The 19,272-nt window shown below is 65.9% G+C and carries 15 protein-coding genes and 1 pseudogene; 6 read left to right on the forward strand and 10 right to left on the reverse strand.

What is annotated here, in order from left to right:
• Nucleotides 1-6 precede the first annotated feature (6 nt).
• Both AB4Y63_RS02280 and AB4Y63_RS02285 read right to left on the reverse strand, forming a co-directional pair.
• Nucleotides 7-1,260 (reverse strand): styrene monooxygenase/indole monooxygenase family protein, encoded by a 1,254-nt coding sequence (locus tag AB4Y63_RS02280; RefSeq protein WP_441789421.1) that lies wholly within the window; start codon nt 1,258-1,260, stop codon nt 7-9.
• 33 nt (nt 1,261-1,293) lie between these two features.
• The gene (locus AB4Y63_RS02285; RefSeq protein ID WP_441789422.1) at nt 1,294-2,079 is read right to left on the reverse strand and encodes an SDR family oxidoreductase; all 786 of its coding nucleotides are present in this window, start codon (nt 2,077-2,079) and stop codon (nt 1,294-1,296) included.
• Nucleotides 2,080-2,250: 171 nt separating this feature from the next.
• Here AB4Y63_RS02285 and AB4Y63_RS02290 point away from each other — a divergent pair, with 171 nt between their 5' ends.
• Nucleotides 2,251-3,249, forward strand: coding sequence for an AraC family transcriptional regulator (locus AB4Y63_RS02290; RefSeq protein ID WP_441789423.1), 999 nt, complete (start codon nt 2,251-2,253; stop codon nt 3,247-3,249).
• A 27-nt stretch (nt 3,250-3,276) separates the two neighbouring features.
• Here the strand turns inward: AB4Y63_RS02290 and AB4Y63_RS02295 are convergent, their stop codons facing one another.
• Complete coding sequence (locus AB4Y63_RS02295) at nt 3,277-4,116, reverse strand: PaaX family transcriptional regulator (protein WP_441789424.1); 840 nt, start codon at nt 4,114-4,116, stop codon at nt 3,277-3,279.
• Between the two features lie 161 nt (nt 4,117-4,277).
• Between AB4Y63_RS02295 and AB4Y63_RS02300 the strand changes: the two genes are divergently transcribed.
• Nucleotides 4,278-5,084 (forward strand): cyclase family protein, encoded by an 807-nt coding sequence (locus AB4Y63_RS02300; protein WP_441789425.1) that lies wholly within the window; start codon nt 4,278-4,280, stop codon nt 5,082-5,084.
• Between the two features lie 13 nt (nt 5,085-5,097).
• Here the strand turns inward: AB4Y63_RS02300 and AB4Y63_RS02305 are convergent, their stop codons facing one another.
• The gene (locus AB4Y63_RS02305; protein ID WP_441789426.1) at nt 5,098-5,535 is read right to left on the reverse strand and encodes an Lrp/AsnC family transcriptional regulator; all 438 of its coding nucleotides are present in this window, start codon (nt 5,533-5,535) and stop codon (nt 5,098-5,100) included.
• Between the two features lie 215 nt (nt 5,536-5,750).
• On the opposite strand from AB4Y63_RS02305, the gene ddaH reads away from it, so the two are divergent.
• Together ddaH and AB4Y63_RS02315 are read left to right on the forward strand one after the other, a co-directional pair.
• Nucleotides 5,751-6,608, forward strand: a complete 858-nt coding sequence (ddaH, locus tag AB4Y63_RS02310; RefSeq protein ID WP_441789427.1) for a dimethylargininase — start codon at nt 5,751-5,753, stop codon at nt 6,606-6,608.
• 220 nt (nt 6,609-6,828) lie between these two features.
• Complete coding sequence (locus AB4Y63_RS02315) at nt 6,829-8,457, forward strand: LLM class flavin-dependent oxidoreductase (RefSeq protein ID WP_441789428.1); 1,629 nt, start codon at nt 6,829-6,831, stop codon at nt 8,455-8,457.
• Between the two features lie 132 nt (nt 8,458-8,589).
• Here AB4Y63_RS02315 and AB4Y63_RS02320 read toward each other — a convergent pair whose 3' ends face one another.
• The 5 genes and pseudogenes from AB4Y63_RS02320 to AB4Y63_RS02340 form a co-directional block, all read right to left on the reverse strand.
• A complete protein-coding gene (locus tag AB4Y63_RS02320) occupies nt 8,590-10,104 on the reverse strand; it encodes a carboxylesterase/lipase family protein (RefSeq protein ID WP_441789429.1) in 1,515 nt (504 codons plus the stop codon).
• A 137-nt stretch (nt 10,105-10,241) separates the two neighbouring features.
• Nucleotides 10,242-11,561: an MFS transporter gene (locus AB4Y63_RS02325; protein WP_441789430.1), complete on the reverse strand. Its 1,320-nt coding sequence runs from the start codon at nt 11,559-11,561 to the stop codon at nt 10,242-10,244.
• A 110-nt stretch (nt 11,562-11,671) separates the two neighbouring features.
• Entirely contained in the window at nt 11,672-12,922 is a 1,251-nt protein-coding gene (locus tag AB4Y63_RS02330) for an ROK family protein (protein WP_441789431.1), read from the reverse strand.
• 484 nt (nt 12,923-13,406) lie between these two features.
• Nucleotides 13,407-14,633: pseudogene (locus AB4Y63_RS02335) on the reverse strand (alpha-hydroxy acid oxidase); the annotation flags it as partial.
• 4 nt (nt 14,634-14,637) lie between these two features.
• Entirely contained in the window at nt 14,638-15,399 is a 762-nt protein-coding gene (locus tag AB4Y63_RS02340; RefSeq protein WP_441789432.1) for a FadR/GntR family transcriptional regulator, read from the reverse strand.
• Nucleotides 15,400-15,594: 195 nt separating this feature from the next.
• On the opposite strand from AB4Y63_RS02340, the gene AB4Y63_RS02345 reads away from it, so the two are divergent.
• Nucleotides 15,595-16,557 (forward strand): aldo/keto reductase, encoded by a 963-nt coding sequence (locus AB4Y63_RS02345; protein WP_441789433.1) that lies wholly within the window; start codon nt 15,595-15,597, stop codon nt 16,555-16,557.
• A 17-nt stretch (nt 16,558-16,574) separates the two neighbouring features.
• Here AB4Y63_RS02345 and AB4Y63_RS02350 read toward each other — a convergent pair whose 3' ends face one another.
• Nucleotides 16,575-17,501: a 2-hydroxyacid dehydrogenase gene (locus tag AB4Y63_RS02350; protein ID WP_441789434.1), complete on the reverse strand. Its 927-nt coding sequence runs from the start codon at nt 17,499-17,501 to the stop codon at nt 16,575-16,577.
• Between the two features lie 214 nt (nt 17,502-17,715).
• Between AB4Y63_RS02350 and AB4Y63_RS02355 the strand changes: the two genes are divergently transcribed.
• A complete protein-coding gene (locus tag AB4Y63_RS02355) occupies nt 17,716-19,182 on the forward strand; it encodes a peptide MFS transporter (RefSeq protein ID WP_441789435.1) in 1,467 nt (488 codons plus the stop codon).
• The last annotated feature ends 90 nt before the right edge of the window (nt 19,183-19,272 follow it).

Below are 19,272 nucleotides of genomic sequence, written 5' to 3' on the forward strand. Positions count from 1 at the left end.
GGGACGCTAAGACGTCACGGGCGTGAATGCGGCTTCTGCCGCAACCCGCTCCAGGTACGCCGTGCCCTTGTTCTGGTCAAGGAACCACTCTTCGAAGTCGGGCGGGTAGTTGAAGCCATTGGCGAAACGGTGAGCGATTTCAGGGAAGACCCCGGCGGCTCCGAGCAGGTTGACAGCGAATTCAGCGGGTGGGGCGAGCATGGTGTTCGTCCAGCGCGTGACCGGTCCTGCATACGTCCAGAAGGTTTCGAACGCCTGTTGCATGAATGCGCGGTCGAATTCTCTGTCGCCGTGAGCGATGATGCTCTCGAGGTACGAAGCCGCACAGTGACTTGCGTTGTTTGACCCCTGGCCGGTAATCGGATCATTGACGACGACGACATCGGCCAGACCGAGCACGAGCGCTCCGGAGGGAAGCTGCGCGACAGGGTGGCGCACCGTGGGGGCGAACCGTCCCTGGAGCACCCCGAGATCGTCGGTGAGCGCGACATCTGCTGCGCGGTCGGCCTCCCACGGGAGGAAGGTCTTCAGGATCTGTAGCGAGTTCTGCAGGTGCTGCTCGGGAGTAAGACCCTGCCAGGAGTCCATCGGACCGCCTGGAACACCCTCAAAAACCATGATCTCGCAGGGCCCGGTGGTGGTGAGGGCGGGGAAGACGAAGTACTCGCCGACGCCGGGGATGAGGTTGAACGACACAGCGCTGAACTCGTCGCGCGGTGTGAGCCCGTTCACGTAGGTGAGAGCGAGGGCCCGCTGCGGCGCGTCGTAAACACTTCGCGCGTCGTCTCGTTCGAACAGGCGAGCGATCTCACCTTTTCCGGCCGCCACGATGACCAGGTCGGCCCGACTCGTCTCCCTCTCCAGCTCAGCAACTCCGGCGTCTTCGTAGAGGATGCGACCGCCTCGCTGTTCGAACGCTTCCATGAACGCCGGCATCTTGACCCGCTGGTCAATCGACTGCGCGGGGCTGTCCAGGCGAGATGCCCAGCTCATTGCCTTCTCGCCCGGGAGCTCCGGGTGCGGGATCGTGAAGGAGATACCGTTCACGCTCGGGGCGTCTGGCCAGAAATCTGCGTCGATGTCTCGCTCATGCTGGATGGCCTTGTCGAACATGCACTGGCTGGAGGAGACCCGGCCATTTGTGATCTCTTCTGGTGTTCTGTTCGAGATGATGGTGACGTCGTATCCGGCACCAAGCAGCCCAAGGCCGAGCTGTAGACCGGACTGACCGGCTCCGATGATGGTGATGCTCCTGGTCATGAGAACGCCTTTCGTGTGTGTGGATCGAGGGGATTAATTGGCAGCGAGGAGTGCGATTGCCTCAGACGCCTGTTCGGGGCCAAGTGCGGAGTATCCACCATCGACAGCCCAGTCGGCGCCCGTGACGAAACTCGCCCGGTCTGAGACGAGAAAAGCGACGACGGCCCCGACCTCGGTCGGCAACCCGACGCGGCCGAGAATGTGAAATGGCGCTGCGACCTGGTTGGTCTTCTCCAGATTTCCTTGCGAAAGGTCATCCATGATCTTCGACCAGGTCCAGCCAGGACTCACCGAGTTCACCCTGATGCCCGATGACACGTAGTCGGTTGCCATGCTGCGGGTGAGCTGCACGAGCGCTGCCTTGCTTGCGGGATAGAGCCAACGCCCGGTCTGCGCAACGCTGCTGGAGATCGAGGTGAAGTTGACGATGGCGCCGTGCCCGCTCGCCTCGAGCATCGGCCGCGCCGCGTGTGCCAGCACTGCCGCGCTGACCAGGTTGACGTTCAACGCGGCGAGCCAGTCGGTTCGTCCGGAGTCTGGCCCCGCGTCCAAGTACGTTGCAGCGAGATTGACGAGGATGTCGAGGCGACCATGCGTCGTCCCGACATGGTCAAGCAATGCGGCGATCGCCGCATCGTCGGTGATGTCGGTCTTGACGAAAGAGATTCCGTCACCTGCCGCCGCAGCTTCTCCGCCCACGTCGTCAATGTCCGCGATGATCACTGTCGCGCCCGCGTCTCGGAGACACTCAACGACCCCGCGGCCGATCAACGTGGCACCTCCGGTGACAACAGCGACTCGTCCTAACAGCTCGCTCATGCCCATCCTTTCCTCAGGTTCGATGCGAGACACCGGAAAAGGAGTGGTGAAACAACCCCTGGCATCGTCGACAGTGGCACGCTATTCCGCGCCGGAGCCCGCCGGCTATCCATGACGCGCACGTCTTATCCGCATCGCGACAAAAGATGTCACTTGTGCGACGATCGTCACATGGGCACTGTCGCCGCAACGCCATTCCAGGCGGAAACCATTTTGGACACTCTCCAGACGGTGATGACGCACGATCCGGAGTCCGCGAGAGACACGATCAGCAGGCTCTTCGTGCCACACGACCTTCAGCCGCTCGAGCGACCACGCCGGCTCGCTTTCGAGCTGCGTTCGGCGCAGCAGGATGATGTCGGGCTCAACCTGCTCGACTATGGAACAGCAGTGCGAATCTCTGCCGAGCCGTTGTCGAGCTTCGTGCTTGTGCAGATCCCCCTCTCTGGACATGCCGAGCTGGAGGTGGGCGGGCGCACCCATTGCACGACACGTGGACAGGCGTCGATCCCGCCGGTCGATGCGCCATTTCGATTGACATGGCACGGGCAAACGCCGCACCTCATCGTCTACATGGGAGTCGCTGCGCTTGACCGCGTCGCCACCGCGATGTTCCCGGATCACGCGGGACGGCGCTCCCCGCTTCCGACGTCGCTTGACCTGACGACCCCAGCCGGCTCGGCCTTCGCCGGGATCGTCGCGGCGATGCACGAGGACGTGAACAGCGGAAGCAACGCTGCGGCAAATCCATTCGCCAGGACCCTGGTACAGGAGGCGATCATGATGCGCTTTCTCCTGGCGGCGACGGAACGAGCCCCTGAGCAGGCCGCCCTGTCTGGCTACCAGAAGAGCCGCCTCGTGCGCCGGCTGCTCGCCGTACTCGATGCGAGGAGCGCCGAGCCGTTGACACCGATGAGCATCGCGCAGGAACTCGGGGTTCCCCTGCGTTCGCTGCAGATCGCAACACAGCAGGAGTTGGGTTCGACCGTGACGACGTTGCTGCTGGAGGCTCGGCTCACGCTGGTCAGAGCTCGTTTGGCCTCCGGCGACCCGACGCGGCAGAGCGTGACCGAAATCGCCCTGAGTTGCGGATTCACGCACCTCGGCCGGTTCTCCAGCCGCTATCGGGCCGCCTATGGCGAGAGTCCATCCTCGACGCTCAGGCGCTAGCCGTCACATTCACGGCGGTCGCGGAACTCAGCGCCGAATGATGCTCCGCGCGTGCTCGCGGGCGAGCGGTCCGATGAGTTCGGCGAGTTCGGCGACCAGTTGCTCTGCCACCTGTCCACTCCAATTCTTCGGCAGGAACTCAAGCGGGAGTCCCGGGTCCAGGTAGGGGAGCCGGCGCCATTGGGTGAACATCGGCACATAGTCGACGAAGGCGTCACGTGCGGCGGACGGATCAGCATCGATTCCGACCCGTTCTGCCCATTTCTCCCGCAGGGGAGCGTAGCGATCGATGAAGTCGAGGTAGAGCGCGCTCAAGCTGTCCACGTCCCACCACTCTGCAACGAGTGCGGCGCCAGATTCCAGGGACAGCGAGTCAGCGCTGAAGAATCTCACATACTCGTCGAGGTGAAGACGAGAAATCTGATGCTCTGTCTGCTCCCGAACGGTGATCGGCGCGATCCACACCCCGGATGTCACCGAGCCGAATCCGAGGCGGGTGAGTGCCGTGCGGAGCAGGTGGCGTTTGTTGCGGTGGTCCTCCGGGACTGAGAACACCGCGAGGAGCCAGGGGTCCTCGGCTCGGGCTCGGACGGGCGCGTAGATGCGGGCATCGCCATCGATGAACAACTGCATGCCATCCGGGGAGATCGAATAGGCGGCATTTCCGTGTTCTCGGGTGCTCTGCAGAATTTCGCGATGTTTGAGCCTGGATACCGACGAGCGAACCCCGGGGGCATCGACACCCAAATCGCCCAGAAGGTGCACCAGGCCGGCAACGGGAAGCGACGAACCTTCCTCCCGGGCATAGAGACCGTAAATTGTGAGGATCAGCTGCTGGCTCCGGAGAGCAGGGGCTTGACCTGTCATACGTGGTATCCATCCCATTGGCTGCACTGCAGGTGGCTCTGAATGTCGAATATGCGTATTTCGTTGCGTTCGTCGCAAAAATGAAACATTATGACTCTATTCATCCCTCGCATCGACCCTAGATGATCGATACGGGTAGCCCTCCCACAAAGGACGAGACAATGACGACTTCATCCGTGAGTACTGACGCCACCGTTCTGGTCGACCTGGTCGCCGGAATCGCCAGCGGTGACCTTGACGTTGTCGATCTGACGAATCCGTTGAGCAGCACCACCCCGGCACTTCGTCTGCCCGCGCCTTTCGCCAACCTCATCGATTTCAGCCTGGAGGAGGTCAGCGCCTACAACGAGCCCGGCCCGTTCTGGCGGCACAACAACATCCACACCGGCGAGCACATCGGCACTCACATCGACGCGCCGGTGCACTGGATCAGCGGCCGCGATGGACACGACGTCTCACAGATCCCCCTCCCTCGACTCATCGGAACCGCCTCCGTCATTGATGTCAGTGCAGAAGTGGAGCAGAACCCTGACTTCCTTCTCGAGATCGAACATGTCCAGGCATGGGAACGGGAGAACGGCGAGCTGACCGCCGGCACCTGGCTGCTTCTCCGTACAGGGTGGGACCGCTTCGCGAACAGCCAGGAGCAGTTCCTCAACGTCGACGAAAACGGCTCGCACACGCCAGGAGTCTCCGCCGAGTGTGCCAAATGGCTGGCGGAAGAGACTCCGATTTCAGGCTTCGGCTCGGAGACCGTCGGTATCGACGCCGGAAACGCGGGGGCATTCGACCCACCGTTCCCGATGCACTACCACCTGCTCGGTCACGACAAGTATGGAATCACGTCACTTCAAAATCTCGACAAGCTCCCCGCGACCGGAAGCGTTCTCATCGTGAGCCCCTTGCCGATCGTCGGCGGCACCGGCAGTCCCGCGCGAGTGATTGCGCTGGTCGACCGCCGCCAGTAGCCCGGCGGTGGTGCTAGTCGATGCTCCGGTGGATCAGGCGGGAGAGCACGATCGCGCTGCGGGTGTGGTCGACGTTCGGCGCCATCCGCACCTTCTCGAGCGCCGCCTCAAGGCCGGGGATGTCGCGCGCCCTGATGTGCACGATCGCATCGGCGCTGCCGGTGACCGTGCCGGCATCGACGACCTCGGGCACACCGGAGAGGATGCGCAGCAATTCGTCGGGGGCGACGGTGCCGCGGCAGAACAGTTCGACGTAGGCTTCGGTGGCCATCCCGTCGACCGCCGGATCGACCTGGATCGTGAATCCACGGATGACACCGTCGGCAACCAAGCGGTCAACCCGCCGTTTCACGGCCGACGCCGACAGCCCGACTTCCCCACCGATGTCGCCGTATCCGGCCCGCGCATTTTGGCGAAGCAGGTCGAGGATGCTGCGGTCGAGGTTATCCATGGGGCAAGTCTAGCTAGATCGTTGCGCGATCGCGGTGTATTGCGCGGATTATCTGCGCGAATTAGCGGGAAACGTCGAATCGTGTCGTGTGAGACTGGTTCTGGCGTCTCGACGCGGCCGGGAATCGGGCGCGACGAGCTCTCGTGAGTGACCTGGTCCGCCATCAAGTGAAGTTCGGAGCGCGTGCGCTGCCGAACGCCGATGAAGGAGTCACTATGTCAATCGATCTCGACGAAGCCACGGTTTCAGCCGTGCCGACGCGCACGCCCATCACCCGTTCGGTGTTGATGTGCAAGCCAGAGTTCTTCACCGTTGTCTACCGGATCAACCCCTACATGGACCCGGCGCTGCCCACCGACACCTCGCTCGCCGTCGCTCAGTGGCAGACCCTGTATGACACCTACGTCGGCCTCGGCTTCGACGTGCACCTCATCGACCCGATCGAGGGGCTGCCCGACATGGTCTACGCGGCAAATGGTGGGTTCGTCATCGACAACATCGCCTACGGCGCCAAGTTCACCTATGCCGAGCGCMAGCCGGAGGGGCCCGCCTACATGGACTGGTTCCGCGAGGCCGATTTTGACGTGCGCGAGCCAGTCGAGATCAACGAGGGTGAGGGCGATTTCTTGCTCGTCGGCGACGTCATCCTGGCCGGCACGGGCTTTCGCACCGCGTCGAACAGCCACGTCGAACTCGCCGAGATCTACGGCCGCGAGGTCATCACGCTGAACCTGATCAACCCGAGCTTCTACCACCTCGATACCGCCATCGCGGTGCTCGACCCGGGCGCCGCCGACGGCAACATCGCCTACCTGCCGAGCGCATTCGACGAGCCGAGCCTGCAGATTCTGCGCACGCGCTACCCGGATGCCGTCATCGTCACCGAAGAGGATGCCGCGATCCTCGGTCTCAACTCCTTCTCCGACGGCTACAACGTGGTCATCGCCTCCCGCGCCACGGACTTCGAGCGTCAGCTGCGCGAGCGCGGCTACAACCCGATCGGCGTCGACCTGTCAGAGCTGCTGCTCGGCGGTGGCGGAGTGAAGTGCTGCACGTTGGAGTTGCGGCGCTGAGTTCTGATCCGCTGATCGAGCCGATCCGGTGATCGAGCCAATCCGGTGATCGAGCCAATCCGGTGATCGAGCTTGTCGAGATCCCGCGAGCCGATCCCTGAACGTTCGTCGCGTCTCGGGATCGGCCGCCTGGGGTCTCGACAAGCTCGACCACCGGTCTCGGCGCGTAGCGGTTTCGACAAGCTCGACCACCCGCTGCGCGCCTGCGTAGGCTGAGCGCATGACCGACTACGGGCACGATCTGCTTTTCGGCACCTTCACGACGCCCACGGCAGCGAACGCCGAGGCCGTCGTCGCGCTCGCTCAGCTGGCCGACCGGGCCGGGCTCGACCTCGTCACATTCCAGGATCATCCGTATCAGCCGGCGTTCCTCGACGCCTGGACGTTGCTGTCGTATCTCGCGGCCCGCACCGAGCGGATCCACCTCGTGCCCAATGTGCTGAACCTGCCGCTCCGGCAGCCCGTCGTGATCGCCCGCAGCGCCGCGAGTCTCGACATTCTGAGCGGCGGCAGGGTCGAACTCGGAATGGGCACCGGTGCGTTCTGGGACGCCATCGAAGCTTCGGGCGGCCGCCGGCTGACGCCCGGTCAAGGGGTCAGCGCACTGGCCGAGGCGATCGAGATCGTGCGCGAGATCTGGGCCGTCGATCGGCCAGGCGGCGTGCACCAGCGCGGCGCCTGGTACTCGGCCGACGGCGCGAAACGCGGGCCGGCGCCGGTGCACTCGATCGGCATCTGGCTTGGCGCCTACAAGCCGCGGATGCTGCGCCTCACCGGCAGCGCCGCCGACGGTTGGCTGCCGTCACTCGGCTATTTGAAGGGTGGCCCGAGTGATCTGATCAACCTGAATGCCCAGATCGACGCCGGTGCCGAGGAGGCGGGGCGTGAGCCGCAGGCCGTGCGTCGCCTGCTCAATATCGGCGGCACCTTCGCGCCGGTCGCGCGCGGTCTGCTGAACGGCCCGGCCAGCCGCTGGGCCGAAGACCTCGCCGAGATCAGCCTCGAGTACGGCGTGGGTGGCTACATTCTGGCGGCCGACGACGGAGCGACCATCCAGCGCTATGCCGAGGACGTGGCGCCGGCCGTGCGCGAGCTTGTCGCCGCGGAACGGGAGCGGCGCGCGCAGACGGCCGTCACGGCGCGGGATGTGGCGATGGAAGAACTCGAGCGGGAGTTCGTGGCCGCTGCCGCGGGCGAGCGGGGCGACGCCAGCCCACCAGCAGCCCCCGCGCTCGCACCGGGTCTCGGCCTGGTGCCGACGCCGGATGACGGCATCCGTTTGAGCGATGAACGTCTTTTCGAGGAGGACACGCGTCCGCTCGCGCCCCTGCCGCCGGCCGGCGTGATCTATACCGACACCGGGCGCGCGGTCGGCGCCCATCTGATCGAGGTGCACGATCACCTCCGACAGGAGCTCGCCCAGGTGCGCGAGATCATCGTGCAGGTGCGGCAGGGTGCGATGGAGGTCGGCGACGCGCGATCCACCATCAACGACATGACGATGCGGCAGAACGAATGGACTCTGGGCGCCTATTGCGCGTCATATTGCCGGGTCGTCACCGGGCATCACTCGCTCGAAGACGAGGCGATCTTTCCGCACCTTCGCGCCAGCGACGAGGGCCTGGCGCCGGTGATCGACCGGCTGGAAGATGAGCACGTGATCATTCACGAGGTGCTCGAGGGGGTGGATGCGGCGCTGGTGCGGTTCATCCTGCAGCCCGACGATTTCAGCGAGCTGCAGGAGGCCGTCGATGTGCTCACCGACACGCTGCTCTCGCACCTGAGCTACGAGGAGCGCGAGCTGGTCGAACCGCTGGCGCGGTTTGGCTTCTACGGAAATCAGGTGTGAGTCACCGGTGGTCGAGCCTGTCGAGACCTCCGACGGCCGATCTTTGGACGCGGTTTGCGTTCACAGGTTGGCTTACGGGATCTCGACAGGCTCGATCAACGGGACCGCTCGATCAGCGGGTGGGAAGGGGGACTAGCCCACGCGCACCGGAACCAACGAGCGTGCGTCACCGTAACCGTCGGCGATGATCGACGTCGGCACGTTGTACGCCCGTACCGCGCGGTCGGTGTTGTCGTAGGCGGCCCAGCCTGGCTGGCCCGTCGCGATGAAGGCGACGCTGCTGCCGTGAATGTCGTCGGCGAGTGCCTGAGGGGCCTCTGCGCCGGCGATGGCCGGCACGTGCGAGTCGGCGAGGACATCCCACATGAACGGAACGTCGATGCAGTGGCACGCACCGAGGTGAGCGCCCCACGAGAAACGGTAGACCCAGGTCGGTGCATCGATCGACGCGCGGATCTCGGCGAGGTCGAGCGTCGGAGCCCGGAACATCCGGTCGGTGATGTACTGACCGACGAGGGCGGCCGTGCCGAGTCCTTCGTGATCGGCGACATAGGCCTCGATCGTGGCCGGCTCGACGCCGATTCCGGCGAGCACAGCGGCGGCCGGGATGGCGTCCATCGAGTCGCCGGCGCCGGCGAGCATCATCGCAAACTCGTCGTCGGTGGTGCCGAGAATCAGGTGCTTGTCAGCGCCGATTCCCGAAGCCAGGGCGTCGGCCGTTCCCAGAGGGATCAGATCGCCGTCGACAACAGGGCCGAGCACGAGTCCGGCATTGAGGAATCCGGCGATGCCAGCCAGCGGGTCGGCGGGGGCAGTGCCGTCGACGGTCACGTCACCGCCGAGCGAGGAGACCTGGCCCTGCAGTTCGAGCACGCGCTCCTCGGGCAGCGATGACAGGCCGGCCACGGTCGGAGCGACCCCGCCGAGCTCGGCCAGGGTGCGGCCGAGGGCTTCTGACGCCTCGAGCGTGGCGCTGGTGGGCGGGCCCGACAGCGAGATCACGCTGCTGAACAGCGACTGCGCACGGGGCATGCCGAGCAGGGTCAGCACAGAACCGCCGCCGGCGGACTGGCCGGAAATGGTGACCCGCGCGGGGTCGCCACCGAACGACGCGATGTTGTCACGCACCCATTCGAGGGCGAGCAGCCAGTCGAGCACGCCGCGGTTCTGCGGGGCATCCTCAATCCAGCCGAAGCCGTCGAAGCCGAGGCGGTAGGAGACACTCACGGTGACGACGCCGTCGCGGTTGAACGCGGCACCGTCGTACCAGGGGCTGGCGGGGGAGCCGGCCACGTAGCCGCCGCCGTGGATCCAGACCAGAACCGGCAGGCCCGCATCCGTCGGCGTGGTCGGGCTCGGCGTGAACACGTTCACATTGAGCGTCGACAGTCCGGCGATCGACGGCTCGGGGATCAGGGTGATCTCGGCGAGCGTCTTACGCTGCGGCGTTGCGCCGTACTCGAGGGCGTCGCGCACGCCGTCCCAGGAGCCGTGCGCGACGGGCGCCGCGAAACGCAGGTCACCGATGGGCGGCTCAGCGAACGGAATGCCGAGGAACGCGGCGGATCCGTCGCGCCAGGCGCCGCGCACGACGCCGGCGGTGGTGGTGACTTCGGGGTGACCCGAGGTAGATGCGTGTGCTGACATTGCGATGCTTCCTTACTACGAGCTGATTTTTTGGCGTACTTAAGCTGACGCATGTGCCGCCCGGCGGATGCGCCGACGAAGAGAAGCGTGATCGGATGCATCCGTCAGCCGACGAAGCCGTCGGCTGACGGGTGCGACTATCGAACGCTCTTGATGGGGATGAGCACGACGGCGGCGATGATCACCGAGATCATGCCGAAGACGAACAGGCTTGGAAAGCCACCCATCGTGCCGATGATGAGAGCAGCGACAGCAGGGCTCATCGCCTGCGGGATGTTGGTGGCCACGTTCAGGATGCCGAGGTCCTTGCCGGCTGCGACGCCGCCGCCGGGCAGCACCTCCGTCATCAGGGCGGTGTCGCACGCCATGTAGAGACCGAAGCCGAGGCCGTTGATGGCGCTCATGATGAGCATTCCGGTGAGGTTGGGCATGAAGAGCGGCATGGTGAGGCCGATCACCATCAACACGGATGCGGCGTAGATGAAGATCTTGCGGCGCCCGATTTTGTCACTCCAGAATCCGGCCAGAATGATCGAGATCAGGGTGGGGACCATGCCGACAATGGCGAGCAGGCCGGCATTCAACGCTGCGTCTTGCAGGGAGAGGCCGATGTAGTCGGTGAGGATGTAGAGGTTGTACGCCGCGATGACGAAGTAGCCGAGGATGAAGAAGAATCGTGCGGCGAACGCCCAGGCGAAGTCGGGGTTCGCCTTCGGGTCGATCCAGAATCCGGAGAGGAACTGCTTCCAGCTGAAGGGTTCGACGACGAGGGCCTTGCTGGATCCGTCGCGGTTGAACAGCACGAAAAGCACGGTGACGACGAGCACTCCGACGCCGAAGACGGTGTACCCGATGCCGACATTGCTGGCGAACTGGCCGGCGGCAACGGTACCGACGGTTGCACCGATCATCATTCCCATCCCGACCATGGCCGAGGCGGCGCCACGCTTGGATCGGGGGAAGCGGTCGGGCACGATAGCCGACAGCGGGCCCTGGAGCGCGTTCAAGGCGACCTGGATAACGACCCAGAAAATGGTGATCCAGAGCACATTGGTCATGCCGCCGAGGCCGAGCAGGAAGATGGCGGCGACCGACGAACCGATGAGCATCCAAGGGGCGCGACGGCCGAGCTTCGAGCGGGTGCGGTCACTGAACGCGCCGACGATGGGCTGGGCGAACAGGGTGAAGACGAACGAGACGGTGGTCACGATCGCCAGGTTCTGAATCTTGTCATCCGCGTTGATCAGCGCAACCTGGATCGGAAGCAGAATTCCGGTGAGTGCCGCGTAGGTGGCGAACAGGAAGACCGAGGTGACGGCCATCCACGGGAGGAGCGCCTTCTTGGCCGGCGGGCTGACCGGCAGATTGTCAGTTCCGATTGCGCCGGTATAGACGTCGTCGAGCTGGGCGGGCGGCCGAGCGATTGATTCGCCGGTGCCGGAAGTCGAATTGGACACGATTCTCCTCGTCATTGAGTGACCTACAGGTTGCCTGCTCGAGGGCAGAGCGGTGCGTAGACGAGTATGCCGCTAAACGGCACATAATTCAAGCGTTGAACTAATTCGAACTAGGGGATGAGCTGCAGCGGATCCTGTAGTAGCCGATCGCGGGCGCTCCAGATCGCGCCGAGTAGTGCGGCGTCAGCGCCGAGCGTTCCGCCCTGGGTGGCGGACTGCTCGAGAAGCACGGCGCCGGGAATGCTCGGCCGCAGGGCGGCAACTTTTGCGGCAACCGAGTCGGCCAGCGCCGCCCAGTAGCCGCCGAGCACGACCACTTCGGGGTCGAGGGCCATCACCAGCATCTGCACGGTGTGCGCGATCCAATTCGAGGCGGCATCCCAGGCGGCGGATGCGCGGGGTTCGCCCTCCAGGATGCGCCGGGTGAGCTCGTCGAGCGCGGCAGTCAAGCCGTCGGAGGCGAGCAAGTCGCTTAAGCCCACTTCCTCGAGAAGAAAGTCGGGGCCGGCGACGGTGTCGAGGCATCCGTGTTGGCCGCACCCGCAGAGTCGGCCGCCGGGAACGACGGCGAGGTGTCCGAGTGCGCCGGCGAAACCGTGCGCGCCGGTGACGGGGGAGCCATTGACGATGATCGCTCCGCCGATGCCCGAGTTGCTCTTCAGATAGAGCATGGTGCGCACATCAGTGAGCTGGCTGCGTTCGGCCACCGCCGCCAGTGTGGAGTCGGGGGTCAGGCGCGCGAAATCGGGCAGCCGTGGCTCTCTGCTGCGCAGTCCGCCCACGACATCGACAGAGCCCCAGCCGAGGTCGGTGTCGGCGATCACGAATTCTGGATCGCCACCGACCGGGGCGAAAACGACGATCGTGACGTCGGCCAGACGGCGTCCGCGCAACTCGTCAGAGTCGAGAGCACGACCCAGTACGTCGGCGAACCGGTCGAGGATTAGGTCAGGCTGTCCCATTGGCCGGCCGTGGTGCTCACTGATCCGCAGGAGTGGCACGCCCGTGATCGTGGTGACGAGAGCGGTGACCTCGTCGGCATCCAGTTGCAACGCGAGAAGCGCGACCCCGTCGGCCGCGAGGTTGAGCAGAGTGAGTGGGCGGCCCTTGCCGCCGGACTCGAGAGGAGCGGCCTCACTGATCACCTGTGCGTCGAGCAGGGCAGCGGTGAGCGCGGTGACCGAGCCGCGCGTGAGGCCGGTGCCATCGGCGATCTGGCTGCGGGAACTCGGCCCATTCTCGACCAGGTAACGCGCGACGATGCCGAGGTTGTGCAGGCGCACGTCGCTGCTGATCAGCGTTGCGGCAGGCTCGATGCTGTTCGCTGCGGTGCTGTGCGCGAAGGTGCCCTGACGTGCCATGGATCGAGCCTAAGCCACTGGCTAGGGCCGCACTTCACTCGCCTGGCACGGGTGCCGGGTATCGAGTTTGAGTGTTGCGGTCGAGTTTGCCCGGCGGAACAGGGCAGCTCGACCGCAACGCTCACACTCGGCAATGATCGGAATGGAGTTACTCCGCGATGTCGGTCTTCATGGGCGGAGTGGCGACCTTTTTTGCGGCCGGCTTCCTCTTCGGAGCAGCGGTGGTCGCGCTGGTTGCTACCTCCGCCGCAGCAGCCTTCGCCGGAGCCTTCGCGGTTGGTGTCTTCTTCGTGGCCGGAGCCTTCGCGGTCGATGCCTTCTTCGCGGCCGGCACCTTCGGCTTCGCCGTGGTCGGGGCGGTCGACGTGACTGTAGCCGGAGCCTTCGCCGCCTTGGCGGCGGAGTCGGTGGTCGAGCTTGTCGAGACCCGGACCGGAGCCTTCCGTGCCGGAACCGCTGCCACAGCATCCGCCATGGGCTGAACCATCGGCATCAGGCGAGCCAGTTGGGTGACGTGACCCGGCTCGAGCTCATCGAGTGAGGCGACGCCGAGCAGCTTCATGGTGCGGCGGATCTCCTCGGAGAGGATGGCGATCGTGCGGTCGACGCCCGGGCGGCCGCCGGCCATCAGTCCGTAGAGGTAGGCGCGGCCGATGAGGGTGAAGCGGGCGCCGAGGGCGACGGACGCGACGATGTCGGCGCCGTTCATGATGCCCGTGTCGAGGTGAACCTCGGTCTCGGTTCCGACCTCGCGCACCACGCTCGGCAGCAGGTGGAAGGGGATCGGGGCGCGGTCGAGCTGGCGTCCGCCGTGGTTCGAGAGCACGATCGCGTCGGCGCCGAGCTCGACGGCCAGGCGCGCGTCGGCGACCGACTGGATTCCCTTGACGACGAGCTTGCCCTTCCACGTGTCGCGGATGTAGCTGACCTCTTCGGGGCCGACGCTCGGGTCGAACATGGTGTCGATGAGGGCCGCGACGGTGCCAGACCAGCGGTCGAGGCTCGCGAAGGCGAGGGGCTCGGTGGTCAAGAAGTTGATCCACCAGGCCGGGCGGGGGAGCGCGTTCAGCACGGTCTTCGGGGTGAGGGCCGGTGGAATCGAGAAGCCGTTTTTCACGTCGCGCAGGCGCGCGCCGCCGACGGGGGTGTCGACGGTGACCATCAGGGTGTCGTAGCCGGCCGCAGCTGCGCGGTCGACCAGGGCGAGCGAACGCTCACGGTCGGCCCACATGTAGAGCTGGAACCAGTTGCGTCCGTTCGGGGCCGCGGCCGCGACATCCTCGATCGAGGTGGTGCCCATGGTCGATAGCGTGAACGGGATGCCCGCGGCCTGGGCGGCGGTCGCGCCGGCGCGCTCGCCCTCGGTCTGCATCATCCGGGTGAAGCCGGTCGGGGCGATGCCGAACGGCATCGCGCTGACCTGGCCGAGCACCTCCCGGCTCGTGTCGACGTTCGACACGTCACGCAGCACCGACGGGTGGAATTCAATGTCCTGGAACGCCTGACGTGCCCGCGACAGCGAAATTTCGCCCTCGGCCGCGCCATCCGTGTAGTCGAAGGGTGCCTTCGGGGTAACGCGCTTGGCGATCGTGCGCAGATCGGCGATGCTCGTCGCGCTCGCGAGGCGGCGGGTGCGCGCGTTGAACTCGGGCTTCTTGAACTGCATCAGCGGCATGAGGTCGCGGGGCTTCGGGAACTGTCTCTTCACCATTGGATTACTTTCCTTCGGGGCTGGCGGTCAGGTGGGAAGTGGTCAAGTGGGTTTCCGCGTAGTACCGGGTGATGTGGGACTGCATCGCCGTGCGGGCAAGCGCAGGGTCGGCGGCGGCGATCGCGGCCAGAATTTCGCGGTGCTCGTGCATCAGGCGGGCGGATGTCACGGGCCAGGAGGTCAGGCTCGGCACGCCCGCGCGGGCATAGCCTTCGATCGCGCTGCGGAGCCCGGCCATGGTGGCGGTGATGACCTGGTTGCCCGATGCCTCGGCCAGCGACAGGTGGAACTGCGCGTCGAGGGCGAGGAACTCGGCTTCGCTGAGTCCGGGGGCTTCCATGGCGTCGAGGAGTTGGGCGGAATCGGCGAGGGCGGGGGCGGTGGGCGCGGGATCGGCTGCGGCCGCCGCTGCAGCCTCGGCCAGTTCGGTCACGATCGATGCTTCGAGCACCAGGCGGGTCTTCACGACATCGGCGACCGCAAATCCTTGCGCGGCGACCTGCAAGCGCATGAGCGCCGACATCCCGCCACCGGGCAGCGCCACGATGRTGGCGCCGGCGTTCGGGCCGGAGCCGGTCGCGGTGCGGATGAGCCCGAGCACCTCGAGCACGCGGATGGCCTCGCGCACGCTCGAGCGCCCGACACCGAGGTCGGTCGCGAGCGCGCGCTCGCCGGGCAGGCGGTCGCCGGGGCGCAGGCGGCCTTCGAGAAGGTCGCGTTCAATGCTCTCGAGCACGATTTCCCAGGCGCGGCGGTCGTCGGTCATGTGCGCCTCCTTCGTTGATGTGAGTCTGTGCTGAATGCGTGTGTGGTCGGACCACAGTGGTCAGACCACACACTCTACTGAATATGACGCCCGTGTGCACGACATTGTTGGCCATGGGAATCTTCTCGGCCAGGCTTGGTTGTGGATGATGCGCTGGTGTCAGCGGCAGTCCCTCACCGACGAAGGAGAAAAGTCATGGCAGAAACTTCGGTCAGCACGAATCGGGCCCGAATCGGCGACTCCGATCTTGAGGTGTTCCCGCTGGTGCTCGGCGGCAACGTCTTCGGCTGGACGGCCGACGAGCGGGCGTCCGTCGAGATTCTCGACTCCTTTGTCGCGGCCGGAGCAAACTTCATCGACACCGCCGACGGCTATTCGGCGTGGGAGCCCGGTCACACCGGCGGTGAGAGCGAGACGATCATCGGTAATTGGGTGTCGGCCCGCGGCAACCGCGATGACGTCGTGATTGCAAGCAAAGTCAGTACCCACCCGCAGTTCGCCGGGTTGGCGGCCGAGAACATCCGTGCGGCCGCCGATGCCTCGCTCGCTCGTCTGCGGACCGATCACATTGATCTTTACTACGCCCACTTCGACGACGAGTCGGTGCCGCTCGAAGAGACGATCGGCGCGCTGTCGCAGCTCGTCGATGCCGGAAAGGTGCGCTACATCGGAATCTCGAATTACACGCCCGAGCGCATCGATGAGTGGTTCGACGTGACGGCGGCGAACGGATTCCACCGGGCCGTCGCCCTACAGCCGCACTACAACCTGGTGGAGCGCGACTTCGAGCAGGGCCTTCGGGAGCGTGCGGCGCGCGAGAACCTCGCCGTTTTCCCCTACTTCGCGCTGGCCAGCGGGTTTCTCACCGGTAAATACCGGGATGTCGTTGAGGTCGCCGGCGACGGCCCGCGCGCCGAAGACGCCCGCCCCTACTATGACGAGCGGGGTCGCCGCGTGCTCAGTGCGCTCGATTCCGTCGCCGCCGCCCACGACGTCGCCGTCGCACCGGTCTCGTTGGCCTGGCTGCGCCAGCAGCCGACCGTCGTTGCGCCGATCGCCAGCGCGCGCACCATCGAGCAGCTCCCGGATCTGCTCGCGTCGGCCGAGCTGACGCTGACGGATGCCGAGCTCGCGTCGCTGGCGGAGGCATCCGCCTAGCTCGCCCTCGTGTCGCGCTAACTCCGCACGACCACGTTGACCGGCGCCTCGCCGGCCAGCATCAGGTCGATCTGACGGCGCAGCAAGCGCGCCATCCGCGGCATCATTGCGGTGGAGGCGCCTCCCACGTGCGGGCTGATCAGCACGTTCGGCAGTGCGAAGAGCGGATGCCCTGCGGGCAGCGGCTCGGGATCAGTCACGTCGAGGGCGAGACGCAGCCGGCCGGATGTGGCGTGCGCGAGCAGGGCATCCGTGTCGGCGACCGCGCCACGTGCGATGTTCACCAGCAGGGCGCCGTCGGGCATGAGCGCGAGGAACGCGTCGTCGACGAGGTGCCGCGTCGACTCGGTGAGCGGAACCCCGACCACCACGATGTAGGCCTGCGGCAGCAACTCGGGCAGTTCGTCGAAGCCGTGGATCGGGCCGCGCTCATCGGTGCGCGCCGTGCGGGCAACCCGTACGACATTCGTCTCGAAGGGCAGCAAGCGCGCCTCGATGGCCTGGCCGACTCCTCCGTAACCGAGCAGCAGCACCGTGCGGTCGGCCAGGCTCTCGTGGCGGGCCGGAGCCCAGCGGCCCTCGCTCGCGGCGCGCACGAAGTCAGGGATTCCGCGCTGCGACGCCAAGATGAGCGCGAGGGTGAGCTCGGCGGTCGAGGTCTCGTGCACGCTCGCGGCATTGGCGAACACGTGTCCGGCGGGCAGCACGGCCCCGACGCCGTCGAACCCGATCGACTGACTCTGCACGAGCCGCGTCGTCACGCCGTCGAGCTGCACGAGCCGGTTCGTCGCCCCCATGTATGGCTGCACGACGATGTCGATCGCCGCGGCCGGGGCCGGCCCGGTCATGTCCCACTCGATGAGGTCGACGCCGTCGGGAACGTCGCCGAGGGCCTGGCGCAGCGCGCGTCCGGGGAGGCTGACGAGAAGTCGGTTCGCGTTCATCCGTTCAGCCTAATCAGAGGCACGGGCCTGAACCGTCGCCGAGTTTGACACGTGCGGTCGAGTTTGCCTGCTCTGCCGGGCAAACTCGACCGGAACGCTCAAACTCAGCGGGCATGGCGGGCATGGCGGGCATGGCGGGCGAATCCGCGGGTGGCCGCGCGGCCTGACCGCTTGTCCCTCGTGCGGGGGACACCCCGGAGGTAGGCTCTTTTCTATGAGTACGACGGAGCAATCCCAGGCGGAACGCGACAACCACAGTTTCTTCGGCCAACCACGATCGCTCGCCAACGTCGCGGGCGTCGAGCTCTGGGAGCGGTTCTCCTTCTACGGCATGCAGGGCATCCTGTTGCTCTACCTGTACTACTCGGTGGAAGACGGCGGCCTCGGCATGTCGAAGGTCACCGCGGCAGGAATCGTCGGCGCGTACGGCGGCGCCGTCTACCTCTCCACGATCCTCGGCGCCTGGGTCGCCGACCGCCTGCTCGGTTCCGAGCGCGTGCTGTTCTACAGCGCAATGGTGATCATGGCCGGCCACCTTGCCCTGGCGCTGTTGCCGGGCGGAATCGGCGTGACCGTGGGCCTGATCCTGGTCGCGTTCGGTAGCGGCGGGCTGAAAGCCAACGCGACATCCGTTGTCGGGATGCTGTACAAGCCGGAAGACCCGCGTCGCGACGCCGGTTTCTCGATCTTCTACCTCGGAATCAACCTCGGCGCGTTCCTGGGCCCGCTGCTGACCGGCCTGCTGCAGACCACGGTCGGCTTCCACTGGGGCTTCGGCCTCGCCGCGGTCGGAATGGGAATCGGGCTGCTGCAGTACTCCTTCGGCCGCAAGCGCCTGCCCGAACGCTCGCGCATCGTGCCCGACCCGCTGCCGCGTTCACGGTGGACGTTCTACGGGCTCATCGGCCTCGCCGGCGTCGCCCTGGTCGTCATTCTGGTGATGACCGGGGTGATCACGGCCGAGAGCCTCTCGACTGTCGTGATCGTTCTCGTGATCGTGTCGACGATCTCGTACTTCACCGTCATCCTCACGAGCAAGCAGATCACGACCGTGGAGCGCAAGCGCGTCTACGCCTTCATCCCGCTCTTCATCGCCAGCGCGGCGTTCTGGTCGCTCTACCAGCAGCAGTTCACCGTCGTCACGATCTACTCCGACGAGCGACTGAACCGGGACCTGTTCGGCTGGACGATGCCGGTGTCGTGGGTGCAGTCGATCAACCCGGTGTTCATCATCATCCTGTCCGGCGTCTTTGCCGCAATCTGGACCAAGTGGGGCGCCAAGCAGCCGTCAACCCCGATCAAGTTCGCGGCCGGCACGGCGATCATGGGTCTCGCATTCTGGTTGTTCTTGCCGTTTGCCGGCGGCGGACCCAACTCGACCCCCCTGCTCGCGATGTTCGGCATCCTGCTCGCCTTCACCGTTGCCGAGCTGCTGCTCTCGCCGGTCGGTCTGTCGGTGTCGACCAAACTGGCGCCCGCGGCGTTCACGACCCAGATGGTGGCCTTGTTCTTCCTCTCCGTGTCGCTCGGAACTGCCATCTCCGGGCGGCTCGCCGAGCTGTACACGGCCGTGCCGGAGAACGTCTACTTCGGCGTGCTGGGTGCCATCGCCATCGTGATCGGTATCGCGTTGGCGCTGGCCGCGCGCCCGGTGCTGCGTCTCATGGGCGGGGTGCGCTGACGTTTCGCGACATAATCGCCTACGCCGCTGCTGGTGCAGCGGCGTAGGCAGCGGTAGCCGCAGGGTGCAGGGCCCGGTCAGGCTCCCCTA

This window comes from Leifsonia sp. YAF41, from assembly GCF_052113185.1.
GTDB lineage: Bacteria > Actinomycetota > Actinomycetes > Actinomycetales > Microbacteriaceae > Cryobacterium.